The sequence below is a fragment of the Sulfurisphaera sp. genome (genome assembly GCF_059755235.1).
In genome coordinates, this window is record NZ_DBPRYF010000048.1 from 172,430 (window position 1) to 192,511 (window position 20,082).

The window sequence follows — 20,082 nt, forward strand, 5'->3', positions numbered from 1 at the left end:
GATGAAAATAGGGATTGTAACTGGAATTCCGGGAGTAGGGAAAACAACTGTTTTATCTAAAGTAAAAGAAATATTGGGTGAGAAAAAAATAAACAGTAAGATAGTAAACTATGGGGACTATATGTTAATGACAGCAATAAAACTAGGTTATGTTAATAACAGAGACGAAATGAGAAAACTACCAGTTGATAAGCAAAAACAGTTGCAAATAGAGGCCGCTAGAGGTATAGCTAAAGAAGCTGCAGAAGGTGGAGAAGGACTATTTTTTATAGACACACATGCAATAATAAGAACTCCTTCAGGCTACCTACCGGGACTTCCTAAATATGTCATAGAAGAAATAAACCCTAAAGTGATATTTTTACTTGAAGCTGATCCTAAAGTGATTTTAGATAGACAAAAAAGGGACATGACAAGAAGCAGAGGCGATTATAGTGATGAAAAAGTTATAAATGAGGTCATAAATTTCGCCAGGTATGCTGCAACTGCATCAGCAGTATTGGTAGGAGCAACAGTAAAAGTAATTATAAACATAGAAGGAGACCCTGCAATAGCTGCAAATGAAATAATTGGCAGCATGTAGTGGTTCTATGAATTTAACAATTTTTTATATATTAGGATTTTCTTTTTTATTAAACTTGTTAATGTACTTTGAGTATAAATTTTATTTACTAAATAAAATGAATCGAGCTTTAGAAAAAATAAAAGAATATGAAGATAGAGTTGTAAAAATTACATCTCCAAAAAGAAAAGATAAAACTATGAAAAAAATATCTAAAGAGGTTGACTATTACACAGGTAAGCTTAGAAATTACATGTTTATTCAATCATTAACTCTGATTTTTGTGTATATGGTTGGTCTTTTTATCATAATAGATCTAATTACATCTCCAGTTTATTTTCCCTATGATACACCTCTAACAATAGCATATCATGGAAAATACATAATAAGTAATCTTTTCATATACATAATTTCATTTCTTCTCTTTACTCCATTGTCACTCAGAAGACCGAAGACTATTTAAAACCTATATTATTAATTTTACATATGCCTACTCCTCAGCAGAGATCCAGCTCCTATAGGAAAATTCATAAGAAACTACCCTCCGGTAAATCCGGGATTCATTATGAAAGAAAGAAAAATAAAGGAGCAGTTTGCGCTATATGCAAAAAGCCTTTGAGAGGAATTAAAAGTAATAATGTAAATAAGTTCTCAAAAACACAAAAGAGGCCTGAAAGAATTTATGGAGGGTATTTGTGCCACAGTTGTCTTGAAGTATTAGTTAAACAGACTTTGAGAGGAATTTCATGATTATTGTTATTAGCGGACCACCTGGCAGCGGAAAATCAACAGTAGGGAAAAAACTATCAAACAAATTTTCTTTACGATATATCTCGGCCGGTCAAATATTTAGAGACTTGGCTCAAAAGGAAGGATTATCCTTGCTTGATTTTAACAAAAAAGCTGAGGAAGATTTTGATATAGACAAAAAAATAGACCAAGAGATCTATAGAATAGCTACTACTGAAAAAAATGTGATAATAGAGTCTCATATTGGAGGTTGGCTATTAAAAAATATCGCGAACCTTACGGTTTATCTAAATGCATCCATCGAAACTAGAGCTAAAAGAATATCGATAAGGGATAACATATCGTTCTATGATGCATTAGACCAAATAATAAAAAGAGAAGAAAGTCATTTTAAAAGATTTTTATTTTATTATGGAATAGACATTACAGATTTAAGCGTGTTTGACTTGGTGATTAACTCAGATTTTATATCGCCAGACGATGTAACAAAAATTATTGAAACTGTTCTTCTGTCTCTCAAGACTAAAAATATTCATTAAACTCTCTCTAACTAATTAACGTTAATAACTTGTTGAAAAGAAAATGACCCTCTTAGATTTTATACAAAATTTGAACACAACTATTACAGAAATAGCCTGGAGTGTGTTCATATTAGCATGGGCAATAGGTTGGGCTTTAAGAGGCTCTCCAGTACCTATATTTAGAATTAAGCGAGGAGGACAAGATTTAATCGAAGATGCAGTAATAGCTGCTTTCTTCTTAGCAATAGGAAGCACAATCTTCTACTTTATATCCTATATAGCCTCTCAGGTGTGAAAAATGTGGAATGTGTTCGAAGTTTTATTTTATGCTCAATTACTTGCTTCATTATCTTATTCATTAGGCTCTTTATTTTATGCTCTTCCAATACCGGTATACGGAATAAAAAAATGGGGTCCAAAATTAATCAGTGATTCGATATATACTATGGTTTGGACAGCAATATACACGGGAGTTCTAGGTTTTACACAGCAATTGTTATCCCTTCTGGGAGTCTCATGGAATTCCTATTTTCAGTGGTTATACCAAGTAGAGAATTATGATATTATACAATATGAACTTATAAAAGCGATGATAGATGCATTGCAATATTTAGGTGGTACTTTTGCACCGTTTATGCTGTTCTCATTTTTACTGTCTATTGCTACGTCCTTCGTTGAATTTTTGACCATAACCTCGCAAATGATATATCAATACACAGGCATATTTGTAGCCTTAGGTATTCTTTTAATGAGCCTGCCATTCAGAATAGGTAGAAGTATAGGAGCATCATTTATTTCAGCATCTCTAGTATTTTATGTAGGATTGCCTTATTTACCTACCTTCTTGGCACAACTCGATCTTAACATACTTAATTTACATATTCCGCCAAATCCTTCCGTTTCATTTATACTTCAATACGCAATCCCTGAAATTTTCCTTGCAAATTTGCTAATACCTTCAAGTTATATAGTGCTATTAAGCGGCCTTAGTGTGGGATTAGGAAATACTATAGGCGGATATGGAAGTAGAGTTCCATTCATAGTAGAAGTGCCGTGATAAATTATGAAAAGTTACGAAATAGTCTCCTATATTTTAGTATTTAATACAATAATAGCTTATTTATATACAAAAAATATAATGATCTTAGGAATTGGAATTGTAGCGAGCATAGCGATTTTTATCGGATTTAGAATTATTTTTGAGAAGTTTGCTGAGTAGTTACTCCTTTTTTAGCTTCTTTCTTTACTTCTTTAGTCATAAATAATGTAGTTTTTTGTCTGCCTCCCATTTTACCTCAATAAAAAATAAAATCCTAGAAGGTTTTATATTTTTATGCAAAAGTTTGAATTCTTCGATCATACAGCTGATGTCGGAATTAAAGCATATGGAAAGGACTTAAATGAGGCTTTTGAAAATGCTGCTCTTGCTGTATTTGAATTAATGACCGATACTAGCAAGGTAGAACCTAAAGAAGTAAGAGAAATTCAAGTTGAGGGATATGACATAGAAAATTTATTATATAGATGGATAGAAAGTTTATTAGTATATTATGATTCAGAATTGCTTCTGTTTAGTAAATTCAAAGTTAATATAGATATTAATAACTTAAAGTTAACCGGAAAAGCATGGGGAGAAAGATTCAACCAAGAGAAGCATGAAGGAAGAATAGTAGTTAAAGCGATGACTTACCATGAAATGAGCATTGAAAATAAAGGAGACTATTATGTTCTAACTTTTGTTGTTGATATTTAGTTTTAATTTACACTCATTACAAAAATACGGTGTTTTTCTATCGACTTCCACAACAGAATTACTGAAACTCATTACGCATTCAGGGTTAGAGCAGTGTTCTAATCCGAGGGTATGACCTAACTCATGAGTTACTTCCTTCTTAATTCGTTCTATGAAAAGCTTCATATCACACTCTTTATGATAAAACTCATTCCTTAATCTTGCCAAAAACACTGTACCGATCTTTTTAGTAGATAATCCAAATACAAAATTTAACCCTTCCACATAAGCATCTACATCTCCAATACCTATTATAGAATCATAAGGAAAATTTGCATATTTTTTAATTAAATTATGAAGTATTCTATCTGCATCATACTGATATCTTTCCCAGTTAAAATATGAAGCATTCAAGTGCTCTATTTCAGTTAAAATAGTTACATCAAAACCAATACCCAAAAGATGTTTTTTAACTTCATTTAAAATGTCTTTGTCAATATTTGTTAGCCTTACTATAAGCACTCTGTACAACAGAAACACCTTTCTAACAAGTGCCGCCGCGGGGACTTGAACCCCGGACAACCCGGTCACTGCGTGCATTCAACTTCAGCCGGGCGCTCTCCCGGGCTGAGCTACGGCGGCATAATATTATATGAAGTATGAATTTAAAGGTTTAATGCTTTATTTTTAGTTGGGACTGGGCGACACTCTATCGAGAGACCCGATCTGGGTTCGATGAGATAGGGTCTCCAGAGGTCCCTACAAAATTATTTTGCTCTAAAGCTAAACTTGCAACCATTAAGTAATCCCTTAACTCTCTCGTAGATAGGAAGTTCTTTCTTACATGCTGCCTGCCATTTTTACCTAACCTATCTCTTATCTTATCATTCCTTAATAGATATAAGGCATAGTGTGCAGCTTCTTCTGGTGTATTAACTAAATACCCTGTAATGTTATTAATCACCTGCAATGGAATTCCTCCAGTGTTCCCTCCTATTACTGGTCTTTCTTTCCATAAAGCTTCACTAACAGTCAAACCAAATCCCTCTTTTATTGATTTTTGCATTACAATTGTAGCTCCTCTTTGAAATGCATTTATTTCTAGATCACTATTTGGTGGCAACATTAGGAGTTTTATATCTTTATCATTTCCTGCAACCTCAACTGTCTCCTTATATACAATTTCACCCTCAGGATCGTCAGAAGCAGGACTGCCTACATAAACCAGTTGAACGTCTGCATGCTTTTTAACTAGCTTATAGGCTTTTATTACCCCTAATGGATCTTTTGCCCTATCAAACCTTGAGACTTGAGTTATTATAGGTCTTTCTGGGTCTACATCGAACTTATATAATATTCTTTTAACCGTTATTTCTGGAATATATCTATTCTTTATGCTTAAAGGATCTATAGAAGGAGGAACTATATACTGTGGCTTTGATAAATCATCTCTGCCAAATACTGGGGAAGAAATTATAACACTCTCGTATTGCTGAATGTACTGCTTTAAGAATTTCCATACTGGTTCATAAGGATTAGAGATGTCTATATGACACCTCCAAATCCATTTCCCTTTTTTCTTAAACTTAATTAAACCAGCAGGTTGGAGATCATGAATAAAAACTATATCGTAATCCAAATCCATTTCGCTACCATTAATTTCTTGCCATTTATCATAAGTCTCAAAAGCTCCTTTTGGTAAGTCTCCATATCCATTTTGAAGTGAATTATGAAAAGCTTTAGTAACCGAGAAAAACTCATTGTCTCCTCTTATTACTTTCCAATCAGTATGGATTCCTAGTTCCCTCATCAATGGAACTAACCTATTTAATATCTCTGCGACACCACCGCCACTAGGAGTAGAATTTATATGAAGTATTGAAACTCCTTTTAGTTTATCAGCTATTTTAAATATACTATCTAATTCGTCTTCTCCTATTATTTCTGAATATTTCTCTATCATTTGAATATCACCTCCTCTATTTTTCTCAACAGATCCTCCCTTAGTCTTTCCTCATCTGTGTAAGTCTGAGGATCTATTGAAGATATAGAATCTGATAGATCTTTTAGTCCATAATTTTCTTCTATCCAGAGCGAAAAATCATTCTTAGTAGAGTATCCCATAACTCTTTTGAATATAAAATGATATGCTAATGATCTAATTGAAATTGTAGCTATGATATCTATTAATTCACCTAATGTTCTAGCTACCTTAGTCGTATCATAAACAACTGGAGTACAAGAGACGAAATAGAATGGCTTATTGGCTCTTCCACTCACCTTATTCTCGTTCAAAATTTTGATTAAATCAGCCCTTACATCTTCAACAGTCCTTGGTTCCTTACCCTCTACATCTGAAATAAGCTGTGCCAGATCTAGGTTATATAATTCATCTTTAATCCACAAAGCAAAATCGTTATGCATATCTTCAGGGACCACGTGACTCGAAAATAATGGATGAAATATGTGGTAGAAAATTGATAGACCATCTACTTTCTTAATACCTTCAATTAGCTCATCAACTGTATAGGCCTTTATTCCTGCATATTTTGGAGGATAGTAGGCTGCTTCAAAACGAAATGGTGTCTGAGATGGTTTATCTAATATCTCTTTTTGCATGAGATAATAATTATAGTAATAATTCTAAAATAATTTTCTCCTTTTCAGTTTTTCCAGCGCAAATCATCTCTATCTTTCTACCCTCTTTTCATCATCAAAAATTTATTACCCTGGAAAATTAAATATATATTGCGGTCGTCGTCTAGCCTGGATTAGGACGCCAGCCTCCCAAGCTGGTGGTCCCGGGTTCAAATCCCGGCGGCCGCACCATTATGAAACTTTTATACTATAGAGTATCGTTCCTAACGATTTGTTCATATTATGTATTCATTTTGATCCCCTTTGAGACATAGGTACACAAAGGAAAGCATTTTCAAAATAAAATTTCTATTATCAACATAAAATAGAACAACAGGTGAAATATCGTAAACTCGATTCTATTTATGAAACTATTAGAGAATTTAAAAACGCCGGGGGCGGGATTCGGACCCGCGCGGGGAGACCCCCACTGGCTCTCAAGGCCAGCCCCTTAGTCCGCTCGGGCACCCCGGCACTATAATTATATGAATTAATTGCTTTAATTTTTAACCGCTACTATAATCGAATACCCTTTCACTCTTTTAATTACTTGCACGTCGTTAAAATGCTTTTTAAATAACATCTTTACATTTTCCTCTCCTTTATAAACTACCATTTCTATTATTGCGTTTTGATTTAATTTCTCATAACTTTGTTCGGCCAATTTTTCAATAAATGCTTTTCCAGCTTTTAGCGGAGGGTTAGAATAAATGCCATCAAATTTTAATGGTATATTTTCTAAAATATTATTTCTTATTACTTTGACTCTATCTTCTAGCTTGTATCTTTTAACATTTCTTTCTGCAAGATATACCGCTTTTTCATCAATATCAATCATATAAACATTTAGACCGGGATTTTTTAATGCTATATAAATACCTATAGGGCCGTATCCGCATCCTACATCTGCAACAGTCCCTTTTTCTGGTAAAATTATATTCTCCAGCAGAGATCTGGTGCCTAGATCCAGTCTCTTTTTGGAGAACACTCCATGGCTGCTAACTAGAGAAAGTGGGATACCATTTACTACATCATTAACTATAAATTCACTCATGCTTCTTCCATGATCTAGGATATATATCTCTTGGCATAATAACTCTTTTAGTCCTTATAACAGTACCTTTTTTCATATCTTTTAACTTCATAGAATCTACTGCTGCTTCACCTATAGCAACTATCTCTCCTTTTAAAGTTAATATCGCAACATTATCTTTTTCTTTAAAATTTTGAAAAGCTATTATACCAGGTGCTGCTAGCATGGCTCCATATGCTATAGCGTCTACTGCATTATCGTCTATTACTACTTTGGGCATACCGCAAGTAGCAAATTCCTCTGGTAATAGGATTTTTCTCAGATCACTTTCGTCCTTGCAATTTCTCCACATGTATAATGCCTCAGAAACTTCTTGTAACGTTACTAGATTTTTCTCAGTAAATGAGCCGGTCTTTATTCTCCTTAACTCTCTCATGTGTGCACCACAACCTAATATAATGCCAGCATCATGGCAAATTTTTCTCATATAAGTACCCGGATCAGAAGATATATCAAGAAGTACATATTTCCCTTCGTGATCCAAGATCTTAATGTCATAAACCTTTCTTTTTCTTGTTCTTCTCTTAACAGAAGATCTTACTGGAGGTTTTTGATATATTACGCCTACAAATTTTTTCATAATCTGCGCTAGCTCTTTAAAGTCGTAATCACAGTGTACTTGCATGAGGCATATATACTCTTTACCAGAATGCGTTATGTAAGGCATTAGTTTTGTAGCGTTCTCCAATCCTATAGGCAAAACTCCTGAGACTTTAGGATGTCCCCGCCTAAGGGTCAGACCCTTAGGGCTCTAGGGTTCCTCCATGACCAGCCTTTGAGACTTTAAACATCTCTTTTACCCAATAAGCCACTTCATGACTTGTTGGGCCTGGTGGTTTATCAAGGTTAATAATAGAGTTTTTTATAAGGATATCAATTGGTCTTTTATCCGCAAAGTATCCATATTTCTCATTAGTTTGAGAATCTTGAACTATATTCCATGAATTATTATAATTACAAAAAGAATCTATTTTATATATAAAATCATATAGTTCCATATTAAATCACAGGTATTTTTGGCTTGATAGACTGTTTCATGAACTCTGTAAGTCCAGCTTCCTCTAGCTTTTTCTTTACTTCATCATCACTCGCTCCTTTGTTTATTTCTATTTTTTTATCTGTTGGCTCTAGGTGAAGGATGTTGACTCTCCTTCTTTTTACCTTATTTATGTCTTTAGGACCCGTTACTAATACGAAATTATCGTCTATTATATCAACAATCACACACTTTTTACCTACTTCTCTTCCTCTTGTTTTTACACATATCCTTCCTACTTCTATTGCAGGCATAACTACTACCTATTGAAAAAACATATTAATTAAAATTTAAACTTAGTGCCAGTACTTTCGTGTCCTTATAAATTTCCTTTCAAGCTCAAGCAATGCTTCATAAAACTTGTCCTCTCCTTCTCTTACTTTTTCTAACGCTTTACTTATGTTAGTAACACCTACCCCCGGAGCTGAAAGACCTATTGCGACAAATTTGTTATACTCAGCATATAAAGATGAAATCCTCTTTAGTTCTTCTAATCTTTTTAACTCTTTTCTTGCCATTTTTTCTCCCTTTATTGCTTTCTTTACAATCTCAATGCTCTCATTGTCTTGAGGATCTACAACTGTTAAAAATACTGAACCGCACTTAGGACATTTTGCTGGAACTTCACTAGCTTTGTAGATATTATTCCATCCGCAGACTAGACAGATTATCCTGACTTCCTTTGAAGAAAGTTTTCTTTTATATATTTCTATCATAACAGGTTTATCATCACTCGAATGAAAGACAAACAGTCTATTTAAAAATTCTCTAGCTAAAGGCGAAAAGTTTGGAACTTCAACTATTTTCCAGCTTACTTTCTTTATTTCATTTTTAATAACATCAAGATCGTAGTTCTTTACAAGCAGTTCTTTGATTGCTTCCTCTCCTACAATTGTATCTATGAATGGCCTTAGTAAAGTAGAGGAAACGTCTATATCTTTATTTTTATCTATGACCCCAAATCTTTCGGCCTCTATTAATAATTTCCACTTAAACTGCGGACTTTCCTTTATTGCAACTTTTAATAATTCTTCAAGTTCATTTTCTGATAGAGAATTTATCATATTAATTACTTTTACTAAATCGTCTTTATGTATAGAAACTACTGTAGCTATAGCAATATGATAAGCATCAGACCTATAATTAGCTCTAATTCCTTTAACTTGAGTTAAAAGGATTGAAAACAGCGCCCCAATTGTATTATTTCCTCTAGTACCGAATGCAGAGTGTATAACAATTAGATCATTATTAATCTCTATTAATACTTCTTTATCTGAAGGAACTGGATAGCCTCTCTGTATTTGTTCTTTTAAAATATTTTTCAGCTTCTCAAGGATATAGTCAGGTAAATCTACTGCTTTGCCTTTTTCTACACTGTTTATGTATTTATAAACTTTTAAAGAAACTTCCTTTTCTACTGGAATAGATTCACCAAACCAACTAGGTAAAATTCCGCTTTTTAACTGAGCTTGCTCTACATACACCTTTCCTTCTTCAATAGTGATAACTTTCCATAACTTCCCTCCTAAAACGAAAACAGTATTTTCATCTATGGTAGAAATGAATTCTTCGTCTAGTGTACCTACCCTAGAGTTTGTCACATGATCAATTACTAAATAATCTCTCAAAGAATCTGGAATCATATTAGTTCCATAGTAGTATCTCCACAACCTATAAGAAGGAAGTACTTTCCCTTTTTCCCTTTTTATAATTCTTGCAGACTCTAAAATGCCCAGTATATCATCAAATTCTTCTTCTGTTAATTCCTTAAATAGAAATGCACCCCTGATTATATCAAGAATTTCCTTTTGATCATTATATCCTTCTAAAACCATTCCGGCTATTTCATGGGCTATAACATCATAAGGCTTATACTCTACTAGTGGTTTTTCTAAGTACCCTTCTCTAAAACTGTCTACAATAGATTTACACTCTAAAATATCATATATATCATTTGAGGGAATAATATAACCTTTTGAAAGTCTGTCTACTGAGTGCCCGCTTCTGCCTATCCTTTGAACTAATCTGATAACTTGTCTAGGTGACATGTACTGTATAACCGCGTTTATTTTACCTATGTCGATGCCTAATTCCAAGCTAGAGGTTGCGACTAAGGCATCAATATCTCCTTCTCTAAATTCTTTCTCTGCTTCGACACGCATCTCTCTAGATAAAGAACCATGATGAGTTAATACCTTTAATTGAGTAATTTTAGAGAGTTCATTAGAGAGGAACTCTGTCGTCTCTCTAACATTTGTAAAAATTAAAACAGGCCTTTCCTTCTTTATTATTTCCTCAATTTCCTTAATCCTTGAAACTACTTCTGGATTTAAATTGAACTTAACAGATAAATCTGCGTATTCTTTTTTTATTTCTGGTATCAAAAGAGATATTTCCATATTCTTCCTAGCATCTACTTTAGCTACTTCAACATCTTCTCCGAGAAATCTCTTGGCTATTTCAATGTCTCCAATAGTTGCAGATAGACCAATTAATTGCACTTTATTCTTACTTATTCTTTTTAATCTCTCTAACATTACAAGAAGCTCATAACCTCGTTTTTCATCTAACATTTCTTGAAGCTCGTCTATTATAATCCATTTTAAATTCTCTAATAATTTCCTATATTTCTCATTAACTAGCAAGTATAACAAAGTTTCTGGGGTTGTGAGAAGAAGCTGTGGAGGATCTAAAAGTAGTCTTCTACGCTCACTTTCAGTAGAATCGCCGTGTCTTACTTTAACTTTTATCCCTAGAGCATCTCCTAATCTTTTCAGTCTTATTTCAATATCTCTGTTTAGGGCTCTAAGTGGAGTTATATATAACGCTGAGATAGGCAAAGAGTTTTCAGCAAAAATTTTATAAAAAACAGGGAAAACTGCAGTTTCAGTTTTACCATAACCAGTTGGAGCAATAACTAGTGTGTTCTTTCCTCTTAAAATTATAGGGATAGCTATTTTTTGTATAGGAGTAAGATTAACATACCCTAATTCCTTAAGCTTAGTTGCAAACTCATTAGAAACGTTTATCATCTAGCTAGTAATACTTAGTTTCAGGGTTTAATATAAGTGAGGTCTTATATAATATTTTTAATAATTATTTCACTTGAAATTTCTATCTTGTATGTAACTAATATTAATTATCCCTTATATGCATTCATATTGACAACAATCATAGTAGCATTAAACGGCATTGTATCTTTTATCCTATTTAATTCTATATTGATGTCTTTTATTTGCTTACCTGTATTCTTCGTCCTTTATAGTATTGTGTTTAATCAAAACTTTGATCAGTCCGCTTTAACCTTTGTATACTATGCCCCATATTATATTATCGTATCAATATTTATTTACTTTATATATTCCTTTATAAAAAGAAATTTTTATGATTATTTGGTTGATGAACTAAGGAAAACAAAGATAGATTTCTCTCCTATCAAATTAGGAATAGGAATTTTAATTTCACTACTTCTTTACTGGTTTTTGTTTAAGAATTTCTTATTTCTTATAGGGAGTTTTCTAGCTACTATAGTTGTATCCCTCTACGGTTTTTATTATGAACTGCCTTTAATAGCGTTGAACTGGATAGCGCTACCTTATTTGGTTACTCCTAAGCAAAAAACTCAAGAAAACAGTTTAGTTATAGGAAAAATTGTTGGGAGATTAGGTAGAGGAGGAGTAATTAACTCAACTTTTTACACTTCTGATCCAGTATACAAGTGGATCAAATATGACGGAATTTATTCATTAAATTTTTTAGAGAGTAAAAATTACAACACAGTAATTATAGGAACTAGTGGAGTTGGTAAATCCAGTCTAGCAAAGAAGATTGTAAAAAATCTCACAGTCTCTTACTTAATTTTTGATCTACATGGTGAATATAACATTGATGGGGCTGAGAAAATTGACGCTTCATCAATATCAATAAATCCGCTTAGTTTATTTGGACGAAGCCCAAAAGAAAGAGCTTTAGAAGTATCCATGATGTTAAAAAGTCTTTTTAACTTGGGGAATTTGCAGACCATGGAATTAGTTAATCTTATTCTAGAAGCATATATGGAAAAAGGAATAGATGAAACAGACAAACGCACATGGGATAATCCTTTACCTACATTAAGAGACTTAATTCTATTAATAGAAAGAAAGAAAAAATTAGCTACCACATCACAAGATCTAATAAGGTACCAGTCAATAGAACCATATCTCCAATTTTTGTCTTCCGCTGTATTTTCTAATTCTACTGTAAATGTAAATGATTTATTAACAAGAAATATGATAATTGATTTTTCAAGAGTACCCACAAATGAAATAAAGTATATTATTATGGAAACACTATTAAAGTCGATACAGAGTTATATGTATACTTCTGGAGTCTCAAATTTAAAGAAAATGATTATTATAGATGAAGCACCATTCATACTATCTAAAGAGTCTGGGAAACAGCTACTTGAGAGGTTACTTGCTGAAGGAAGAAAATTTGGATTTGGTTTTATTATAATCTCTCAAACTACAGAGTATGTAAAGGATTTATTAGCTAATGCAAGCTATTACTTCATATTCAACTTAATAGAACCAAAAGAACTAGATTATGCAAGTAGATTAGTAGGAGGTTCGGATCCTCATTATTATTCGGTAATTTATGAGACATTGCAAAAACTTCCCAGAGGATACTGTGTAACTAGAGATTTATTAAGGGGTGAAGTATATCTACTACAGTTGACATAGGTGATTTATAATGTTTGATGAGGAGCCGGAGAAAGAGCATGAAAGAGGAGAAGAGGAAGAGCCTACTGAACATGAGCATGAAGAGGAGCTAGCACCACAAGAAGAGGAAGGGGGGCATGAAGAAAGGATAGAAACAGAGACAGAGGAAGTATTACCCGCGTTAAGTGTGGCTGATATTGAATTATTAATGAAAAATAGTGAAATTTGGGATAATTTACTAAATGGAAAGATAAGCGTAGAAGAAGCAAAGAAAATGTTTCAAGAGTTAGCATCGAGATATAATACTTCCGACAGGAAGAAAAAGAAAAAAGTAGCAAAAAAACCTAAAAAAGCAAAACAACAAAAAACAACTGAGGAAGAATGATCAAAGCTACTTATCCCAATGCCAAGGATTTTTATTCTCTTCTATCTGCACTAGTTAAGGTTTCTGATGAGATACTTTTAAACTTTACAGAAGACAGTATTTTCTCAAGATATCTAACTGATGATAAAGTTCTTATGGTAATTTTAAAAATCTCTAAAGAGTACTTGGAAGATTATAGCATAGAAAAACCTTTAGGGATAAAACTTAACATAAATGAGCTAAAGAAAATCCTTGGTAAAGTTAGGTCTAAAAGTGCAAGTGTAACATTTGAGGAAACAGATGCAGGTGTTAAAGTTACAGTAAGAGATGAAAAAACTGGAATTAGAAGTAACATATATATGAAAGGAGAGAAAACTACAGTAGATCAATTATCAGAACCTAAAGTTAATTTGACCACTACGTTTAGCGTAGATGGTAAAATTCTCAATGATATAGCTAGAGATTTAAGTCTTATAGGTGAAGAGGTAAATATATCAGCAAATGAGGATACTGTAAGCTTATCCACAGAAGAGACTGGAAAAACATATAACGCTATCCTCAAACAAGATAAACCACTTACCTCATTAACAATAGAATCCCCGTCCGAAGCGATTTATAGTATAGAAGTATTAAAAGAGGTCTTAAAGGCAGTTTCATTCTCTTCTAGTGTTTCTGTAGGGTTTGGAAAAAATATTCCTATGAAAATAGAAGCACAAACAGATTCGGGTGGTCAGCTTATATTCTGGATTGCTCCTAGATTATAAATTCCATTATCACTTGCTCTTTTTATAATAGCACTATATTTTTCCTCTGCTCTAAAAATTTCTTCTCCTTTTATAAAAATAGGAAAAGTCCGATTACCTTCTTCAATAGCATATTTAAGATCTAAGAAATTATAAGCCTCAATAGTAGCAGACAAAAGAATATTTTTAGCGTAGTTACTGCCAGGTTTTTGAAGTCTTGTTAATAAAAGAGCTAATTCTAAATCTTTCCAGAGATTTGGAGAAATCCAACTACCATTATCTGAACCATAAAGTATACTTACATCTTGGTCGTAAGCTAAGGAAATTTGAGGAATGCCTACACCAAACCACATATTGCTTCTAGGACAAAACACTATGGATATTTTTTTATCTTTAGCTAGATTAAACTCATTTTCACTAAAATAAGTTCCATGAATTATTAGGTTGGGGGAATATACATCAATAATTTTCCCAACGTCATCCCTTAAATATTGCTTTTTTGTTTCAGCTAAATGAACAGCCCTTATTTTGCGTATAAACAGATCCTTTATAGTTTTAAGCTCTTCAAGAGAATGATATTTAAAATCTGGTAGCCCATAGCCTTCAGCCTCTTTTGCTAGCTCATTTAAATCAGTAAAATTATCTGAGCGACCCAGGGCAAAATAATCTATATTTATATCTAGCAGCGCTTTCTTAGCTTTTCTAACTCCAGATATTCCTTGTTCCCTAAAATCTAATATTACTCTAATTCCTTGCTTAAGAGCTTTCAAAGCAAACTCTCTAATCCCCTCTTCGATTTTTTCAGCATAAAGATCTAGATATTTATATTTCTCGCTGTGAGGGTCTCCTACTAGCTCTTTTATAGTTTTTTCAATGCCTATTTCTGGGAAAGTAAAATCCGCAATATGAACGTGGGCATTTACAAGTGGTGGTAACAAAATAAAGTTTCTAGCATCAATCGCGTCTGAATCAAAACCGTTTCCTATATGCTGGATTACATTGTTTTCATCAAGCTCTATATTTATACTTTCTTTATAAACTAATTCTTCACCTATTAAGCCAGCACCGAGATTAATCTTTAGCGATTTCAATCTTCCTATCCCTATATGTCCTTATTATGTGAAGAGCTTTAGCTGCTTTAGTGACTGCCTCTCTTGGAGTGTCACCAATCCCTATTCCAACTTTTAAGTTATCAAGTTCACTTACTATTTGTTTTGCTTCTTCTACCTTATCCAGCCCCATAAAAACCCCTATATTATCCCCACCAAAATAGTAAGCCAAACCTCCTATATTTCTACTAAAGTCAAATATCTTGGTATAAATATCATAAATTTCTAAATAAGCATTAAATGAAGATCTCTTCCTTGAAAAACTATCTAAATCAAAATGAGCTAAGACAATTTTCTCGTCATATTTATCTTTTAAATCTTCATTATAGCAATTTCTTTCAGCTTCTAATAATGTTTCGCCGAATCCCAAACATACATTTATTGGTACTGGAGAGAGCTCTTTAATTTTGTCTAAAATAGAATAAAAATTTTCAACTTTTACTCCATCTAATAAAAAAATATATGAATCATATCTATATGTTAAAAGAAAAGAGTTTATTTCCGAAGCTAACCTAGTAAGACTAGCCGTAAAAGAATGCTGAAAATGTTGAATTTTCCATTCTCTATCAAATCCTAGGCTTTCTGTCCATTCTCTATATCCAACTAGATTTATCTCGGCTATTTTCACTCTATTGTCACCATACCTTCTACATTCCCAATATTTTTAAGTTGCTTAAGTCTTCTTGCAAGTTTTATAGCAGATTCAACTGCTCTATTGGAATATTCCTCAATTCTCTCAACTGCTTGTTCATGAGTAACCCCATGCCCAATAATTCCCAAAGTTACTGGTTTACTATACTCCACTGAAAGATCTAATAGTTTCCTTGCAGCTTGATTTGCAACTATTTCATCATGCTTTGTTTCTCCCTTTATTACTGCACCCAGAGTAACAACGGCATCTATATCATCTCTCTTTAGTAGCTCTTTTACTGCAATAGCCATGTCATAGCTCCCTGGAACTTTGAACACAACTTTAACATTGGCTCCTAAGAACTTTGCATGAGATAAAGCTCTTTGTAGCATTAGATAAGTTATATCATAGTTAAATTCTGCAACGACAATTCCTAAGTTAATCGATTGATCCTGCATGTTCATACCCCTGTCTTAATCCTTTTCCTGCATATGGAGTTAAAGAATTTTTCCCATCTCTTACAAGTTTAACTAAATTTATTGCATGCTTTTTAGCTCTGTCTATTGCTAGACCTTTTAATTTCTCTTCATCTTCTACTTCATCTTCATGAACGGTAACATCTATTATGTGCTTCGATGTCAATAACTGAGCTGTTATTAATCCAATGCTAGTAGCAAGATAGCTATATTTATCTAACATGGTCTTACCAACCCACCCTAAAGTTATTACACCGTCACATCCTTCTTCTAAAAGCCTTTTTGCAGCTACTGGAAGATCTTTAATTCCAGGTACAGTATATCTTATAATTTCCGCGTCAGGGTCTTCTGCTTTTATTGCTTTTATTGCAATACTTCCCATGTCAACTCTTGAAAAAGTAGTATCAACAACACCATATTTTCTCATAATAACACCTCTTTTAGAATTTCTTTACCTTCAACAAAAAGAAAGCCATTATATTTTGCATATCTCATAGCTTTTTCTTTATTCAAACTTGTTTTATCATCAAGCATTTCAGCTATTACAGCACTCTTTTCCAATCCAGCGTACTCTAACAGTGCCATACTTAACTCTGTGTGCCCCTTTCTTTTGTTTAGACCTCTTGACATAAGTATTGGTACATGACCGGGAGAGTAGAATTCATTTCTAAATTTCTCAATAGCAGAGTTTTTGTCTTCTTTTAGCAAGGAAATTACATTATGTAATTCACTTATAGTTTTTGCTCTATCTTGGTCATTTATCCCTGTTCTTGTATCCACATGATTAACCCAAAGAGAAAAAGCTGGATCATCTCCATATACTGGTTTCTTACTTAAGTAAGGATATTTTTCCTTTACAATATTAGTCATGAAATCTATTCCAAGTTGTTTTCCATAATCTTCAGAAGTTACATAACATATTAATCCACCTGCATCTTTTCTAAGCATGTTTATACTTTTCCATGTTATTCTGCCACCATAAAACATTAGATCAACTTCTTCCTCTCGTCCATCAAAATCATAAATAAGTATTGGTAGTCCGTCTTCCAAGTTTTTCCTCAAATCACTTTTTGGTACCATCAAATAGATTTTTAATCAAAAATATAAAAGCGTATATACTAATGACCTTTATATCTTCTCAGTACAATAAATAAAAATATTGCAGTTATAGATATAAATATAAAGGTAATATAATTAAAATTAAATCCATGTAACTTGGAGAGATTAGAAGTAGAATAAGACGTTAAAGGAATAGAGATATTTTCATTACTTATATTACCAATTATCTTCACATATTGAAAAGGTGTGGATAGAGTAATTGACATGTTAGACGCAAATATATAATTGACTTTAATAATAGTAGCATTAACACTTTCGTTATAAAAAATAATCGGTCTATCAAAAGAAGAATTAAAAGAACTTGAATATGATATGTTCATCCTTGATATATTAAAAATGTAAAAACTTATGTAAAGATTACCAAAAGATAAATTTACCTTTATGGGAGACATGATATATTGCTGTTCCACATAAATATTGAGTAAAGTATTAGTTGAAGGTATAACATGAGAATAATGTGAGATAGTAAAAAACGAATAAGCCGTAATTGAATAAAGCAATAGTAGAATCAAACACATATTTATTAAGGCTTTAAAGATATTATTATTAGGCATGGCATCTTCCCCTTATCCTAATCCATACAATTGGAAAATGATTCTAATGACGCAAGTAGGAATGATCCTAATGTCTTTTCTCTTATCATTATACCCTCAGTACTTTGTACCGATTTATATACTTTATATTATTCTAATCATGGGCGTTACTAGTATTATGACAATGAGAAACAACCCGATGCTTAGTGAAAGAAAATACTTGCCGGAGATCTCAAATTCGAGGACTTTGTTTGAAGAGAAAAAAGCTAGTGATATTATACAGAAAGATCAAGAATATCTTAAGAAGATGCAGGAGTTTGCTTCATCAAGCTTTAAATCTTTTATATTCATGATAGGATATATGATATTATTATATGTTCTATATGATGAAGTATTATTAAAAATCGTAAGCCATGAAATAGGTTATGAGAGGCTTGCAATTTATATTATATATTTTGAGACCTTGTATTTGTTTAATATACTCGTATATAGAAGGCTAGTAAAGTTCCAGGCAATGGAAGTAATGGCTCCACAGAGTTATAAGGTAACCGAAAAAGGAATACTGTCTACCGACAAATCCGGAGTATATCTACACTCAAGGCACTTAGTTAATGCAGAAATAATAGATAATAGAGAGAAAAGATACGTAGAAATTCATTCGAGTACATCAAAATTACCTTACAAAATTAGATTATATACAACAGAAATAGATAGACTTTTAGAAGTATTAGACAGAGTTAAAAAATTAGAAGTCAAAAGACAACAATCTACTAGCTCTTGAAAAATGAAAATGACTGTATGAAGCAAGAACATTATACACTGTAGCACCATCCTTTTTGTCCCATATCCCTTTTCCTATTTTATTTTGCATTGAAAAATTTACATCATTCCCTATATTCATAGCCTTAGAAACATGAAACTCGTGCCCTCTAACTATTTGACCTTGAGTCCCTAGGATATTATCTTTTATAATTTCTAATTCTGTGTAACCTATAGTCAGTCTATCTTTTGCTTTTATGCTGATATCAAACAAATCCATCATCTTGTAATTTCTTTCATCTATAATTTCTTTTGATAAGTACATTAGACCACCGCACTCTGCTAATATAGGTTTACCTTTTTCAGCTTCCTTTCTTATCCAGCTAATAGTTTTATGTGAGTTTTCGAGCTCTTGTAAATGTAATTCTGGATAACCGCCACCTATATAAATTAGATCTGCTTCCTCAACGGTCTCATTCATGAGTGGACTAAATAATCTTATCTCGTATTTTTTACGTAAAAGATCTAGGTTTTCTTCATAATAAAAATTAAAAGCAGAGTCATAAGCTACCGCTGCTATCTTATTCTTTCTGTTTCCCTCATTCTCCCTGACATCTTCATCAGGTAAAGGCATAGCAGTGGAGGCTATTTCAAAGACTTGTCCTATATCAACTGTATTTTCTATAGATTCTGCGACTTGCTTAATTGATTCTTCGGCTTCTTTATAATCCTCTGTTGTGTATAAGCCTAGGTGTCTTGACGGTATAACAAATTTCTTATCAAATTTTACATAACCCAAAACTGGTACGTCTTTAACTGAGTTTTTACAATAATTATAGTGAGTCTCTGATCCTATTTGATTAAATATAACGCCTCCAATGTTTGCGTTTCCATATTCTTTTAAACCTTTAACTATTGCACCTACAGTAGAACTTACATTATTACAGTTAATAAGAAGTATTATCGGAGTTTTTGTTACTAAAGAAAGTTGATATGTACTATACTCTGTATCAATACCGTCATATAGACCCATAACACCTTCAATTATACCTATATCGTATCCTTTTCCATATTTTGATAAACTTCTTATAACGCCTTGGTCCCCCATCATCCATAAGTCTAGGTTTATTGAGGGAGAGCCAGAAGCTATTTTATGATATTTAGGGTCAATAAAATCAGGACCGGCTTTAAAGCCTCTAACTTTGAATTTTTTCGAGAAAATTCTCATTAATGCAGAAGAGAACAATGTTTTACCTGAACCACTCCTATCTGAAGATATGATTATACGAGGAAACTCCATGAGAAAAAATAAGA

Annotated in this window: 25 protein-coding genes and 3 tRNA genes; 12 read left to right on the forward strand and 16 right to left on the reverse strand. The window is 32.7% G+C overall.

Annotated features, from left to right (window positions below; translation table 11 throughout):
- Window position 1 precedes the first annotated feature (1 nt).
- The 7 genes from AC3OCB_RS09725 (at window position 2) to AC3OCB_RS09755 (ending at window position 3,586) form a co-directional block, all read left to right on the forward strand.
- Window positions 2–583 (forward strand): adenylate kinase, encoded by a 582-nt coding sequence (locus AC3OCB_RS09725; protein WP_498342255.1) that lies wholly within the window; start codon window positions 2–4, stop codon window positions 581–583.
- A gap of 97 nt (window positions 584–680) precedes the next feature.
- Complete coding sequence (locus AC3OCB_RS09730; RefSeq protein WP_498342256.1) at window positions 681–1,025, forward strand: hypothetical protein; 345 nt, start codon at window positions 681–683, stop codon at window positions 1,023–1,025.
- A 23-nt stretch (window positions 1,026–1,048) separates the two neighbouring features.
- Window positions 1,049–1,312, forward strand: coding sequence for a 50S ribosomal protein L34e (locus AC3OCB_RS09735; RefSeq protein WP_498342258.1), 264 nt, complete (start codon window positions 1,049–1,051; stop codon window positions 1,310–1,312).
- A complete protein-coding gene (gene cmk, locus AC3OCB_RS09740) occupies window positions 1,309–1,851 on the forward strand; it encodes a (d)CMP kinase (protein ID WP_498342259.1) in 543 nt (180 codons plus the stop codon). The genes AC3OCB_RS09735 and cmk overlap by 4 nt, the downstream gene beginning before the upstream one ends.
- A 43-nt stretch (window positions 1,852–1,894) precedes the next feature.
- Window positions 1,895–2,128: a DNA import protein CedA1 gene (cedA1, locus tag AC3OCB_RS09745; RefSeq protein ID WP_498342260.1), complete on the forward strand. Its 234-nt coding sequence runs from the start codon at window positions 1,895–1,897 to the stop codon at window positions 2,126–2,128.
- Between the two features lie 12 nt (window positions 2,129–2,140).
- Complete coding sequence (locus AC3OCB_RS09750) at window positions 2,141–2,890, forward strand: DNA import protein CedA (protein ID WP_498342261.1); 750 nt, start codon at window positions 2,141–2,143, stop codon at window positions 2,888–2,890.
- 276 nt (window positions 2,891–3,166) lie between these two features.
- A complete protein-coding gene (locus tag AC3OCB_RS09755; protein WP_498342262.1) occupies window positions 3,167–3,586 on the forward strand; it encodes an archease in 420 nt (139 codons plus the stop codon).
- On the opposite strand, the gene AC3OCB_RS09760 is transcribed toward AC3OCB_RS09755, so the two are convergent.
- The 4 genes from AC3OCB_RS09760 to AC3OCB_RS09775 all read right to left on the reverse strand — a co-directional run bounded on the left by AC3OCB_RS09760 (window position 3,563) and on the right by AC3OCB_RS09775 (window position 6,184).
- Window positions 3,563–4,096 (reverse strand): archaemetzincin family Zn-dependent metalloprotease, encoded by a 534-nt coding sequence (locus tag AC3OCB_RS09760; protein WP_498342263.1) that lies wholly within the window; start codon window positions 4,094–4,096, stop codon window positions 3,563–3,565. The two genes, AC3OCB_RS09755 and AC3OCB_RS09760, sit on opposite strands and share 24 nt — an antisense overlap.
- A gap of 21 nt (window positions 4,097–4,117) precedes the next feature.
- Window positions 4,118–4,207 (reverse strand) — tRNA-Phe (locus AC3OCB_RS09765).
- Window positions 4,208–4,274: 67 nt separating this feature from the next.
- Window positions 4,275–5,528, reverse strand: a complete 1,254-nt coding sequence (locus tag AC3OCB_RS09770) for a glycosyltransferase (protein WP_498342265.1) — start codon at window positions 5,526–5,528, stop codon at window positions 4,275–4,277.
- Window positions 5,525–6,184: a DUF5752 family protein gene (locus AC3OCB_RS09775; RefSeq protein WP_498342267.1), complete on the reverse strand. Its 660-nt coding sequence runs from the start codon at window positions 6,182–6,184 to the stop codon at window positions 5,525–5,527. The genes AC3OCB_RS09770 and AC3OCB_RS09775 overlap by 4 nt, the downstream gene beginning before the upstream one ends.
- A 131-nt stretch (window positions 6,185–6,315) precedes the next feature.
- On the opposite strand from AC3OCB_RS09775, the gene AC3OCB_RS09780 reads away from it, so the two are divergent.
- Window positions 6,316–6,394: transfer RNA gene (locus AC3OCB_RS09780), tRNA-Gly, on the forward strand.
- A 198-nt stretch (window positions 6,395–6,592) separates the two neighbouring features.
- On the opposite strand, the gene AC3OCB_RS09785 is transcribed toward AC3OCB_RS09780, so the two are convergent.
- The 6 genes from AC3OCB_RS09785 to AC3OCB_RS09810 form a co-directional block, all read right to left on the reverse strand.
- Window positions 6,593–6,676: transfer RNA gene (locus AC3OCB_RS09785), tRNA-Ser, on the reverse strand.
- A gap of 25 nt (window positions 6,677–6,701) precedes the next feature.
- Window positions 6,702–7,256 carry a class I SAM-dependent methyltransferase gene (locus AC3OCB_RS09790; protein WP_498342269.1) on the reverse strand — a complete coding sequence of 185 codons (555 nt, stop codon included), beginning with the start codon at window positions 7,254–7,256 and terminating at the stop codon, window positions 6,702–6,704.
- Window positions 7,249–7,962, reverse strand: coding sequence for an RNA-guided pseudouridylation complex pseudouridine synthase subunit Cbf5 (locus AC3OCB_RS09795; protein WP_498342383.1), 714 nt, complete (start codon window positions 7,960–7,962; stop codon window positions 7,249–7,251). The genes AC3OCB_RS09790 and AC3OCB_RS09795 overlap by 8 nt, the downstream gene beginning before the upstream one ends.
- A gap of 76 nt (window positions 7,963–8,038) precedes the next feature.
- Window positions 8,039–8,293, reverse strand: a complete 255-nt coding sequence (locus AC3OCB_RS09800) for a tRNA pseudouridine synthase A (protein ID WP_498342270.1) — start codon at window positions 8,291–8,293, stop codon at window positions 8,039–8,041.
- A gap of 1 nt (window position 8,294) precedes the next feature.
- Window positions 8,295–8,585, reverse strand: coding sequence for a 50S ribosomal protein L14e (locus AC3OCB_RS09805; RefSeq protein ID WP_498342271.1), 291 nt, complete (start codon window positions 8,583–8,585; stop codon window positions 8,295–8,297).
- A gap of 42 nt (window positions 8,586–8,627) precedes the next feature.
- Window positions 8,628–11,363, reverse strand: coding sequence for a DEAD/DEAH box helicase (locus AC3OCB_RS09810; protein ID WP_498342272.1), 2,736 nt, complete (start codon window positions 11,361–11,363; stop codon window positions 8,628–8,630).
- 360 nt (window positions 11,364–11,723) lie between these two features.
- Here AC3OCB_RS09810 and AC3OCB_RS09815 point away from each other — a divergent pair, with 360 nt between their 5' ends.
- The 3 genes from AC3OCB_RS09815 to AC3OCB_RS09825 are packed head-to-tail and all read left to right on the forward strand — an operon-like array spanning window position 11,724 to window position 14,162.
- Entirely contained in the window at window positions 11,724–13,055 is a 1,332-nt protein-coding gene (locus tag AC3OCB_RS09815) for an ATP-binding protein (protein ID WP_498342273.1), read from the forward strand.
- A 10-nt stretch (window positions 13,056–13,065) separates the two neighbouring features.
- Window positions 13,066–13,419: an RNA polymerase subunit Rpo13 gene (locus AC3OCB_RS09820; protein ID WP_498342274.1), complete on the forward strand. Its 354-nt coding sequence runs from the start codon at window positions 13,066–13,068 to the stop codon at window positions 13,417–13,419.
- Window positions 13,416–14,162, forward strand: coding sequence for a DNA polymerase sliding clamp (locus AC3OCB_RS09825; RefSeq protein WP_498342275.1), 747 nt, complete (start codon window positions 13,416–13,418; stop codon window positions 14,160–14,162). Before AC3OCB_RS09820 ends, AC3OCB_RS09825 begins: the two co-directional genes overlap by 4 nt.
- Here the strand turns inward: AC3OCB_RS09825 and AC3OCB_RS09830 are convergent.
- From AC3OCB_RS09830 to AC3OCB_RS09850, 5 genes are read right to left on the reverse strand one after another with little or no spacing between them, the layout of a single operon-like run.
- Entirely contained in the window at window positions 14,129–15,232 is a 1,104-nt protein-coding gene (locus AC3OCB_RS09830) for an amidohydrolase family protein (protein ID WP_498342276.1), read from the reverse strand. The genes AC3OCB_RS09825 and AC3OCB_RS09830 overlap by 34 nt on opposite strands.
- Complete coding sequence (locus AC3OCB_RS09835) at window positions 15,213–15,878, reverse strand: GTP cyclohydrolase IIa (RefSeq protein ID WP_498342277.1); 666 nt, start codon at window positions 15,876–15,878, stop codon at window positions 15,213–15,215. Before AC3OCB_RS09835 ends, AC3OCB_RS09830 begins: the two co-directional genes overlap by 20 nt.
- Window positions 15,875–16,339, reverse strand: a complete 465-nt coding sequence (gene ribH, locus AC3OCB_RS09840; RefSeq protein ID WP_498342278.1) for a 6,7-dimethyl-8-ribityllumazine synthase — start codon at window positions 16,337–16,339, stop codon at window positions 15,875–15,877. The genes AC3OCB_RS09835 and ribH overlap by 4 nt, the downstream gene beginning before the upstream one ends.
- On the reverse strand, window positions 16,320–16,787 hold the full coding sequence (gene ribC / locus AC3OCB_RS09845) for a riboflavin synthase (RefSeq protein WP_498342385.1): 468 nt from the start codon (window positions 16,785–16,787) through the stop codon (window positions 16,320–16,322). The genes ribH and ribC overlap by 20 nt, the downstream gene beginning before the upstream one ends.
- Window positions 16,781–17,437 (reverse strand): 3,4-dihydroxy-2-butanone-4-phosphate synthase, encoded by a 657-nt coding sequence (locus AC3OCB_RS09850; protein ID WP_498342279.1) that lies wholly within the window; start codon window positions 17,435–17,437, stop codon window positions 16,781–16,783. The genes ribC and AC3OCB_RS09850 overlap by 7 nt, the downstream gene beginning before the upstream one ends.
- A 591-nt stretch (window positions 17,438–18,028) precedes the next feature.
- Between AC3OCB_RS09850 and AC3OCB_RS09855 the strand changes: the two genes are divergently transcribed.
- A complete protein-coding gene (locus tag AC3OCB_RS09855; protein ID WP_498342280.1) occupies window positions 18,029–18,790 on the forward strand; it encodes a DUF2208 family protein in 762 nt (253 codons plus the stop codon).
- Here the strand turns inward: AC3OCB_RS09855 and AC3OCB_RS09860 are convergent.
- Window positions 18,755–20,068 (reverse strand): cobyrinic acid a,c-diamide synthase CobB, encoded by a 1,314-nt coding sequence (locus AC3OCB_RS09860; protein ID WP_498342281.1) that lies wholly within the window; start codon window positions 20,066–20,068, stop codon window positions 18,755–18,757. The two genes, AC3OCB_RS09855 and AC3OCB_RS09860, sit on opposite strands and share 36 nt — an antisense overlap.
- Between the last annotated feature and the right edge of the window lie 14 nt (window positions 20,069–20,082).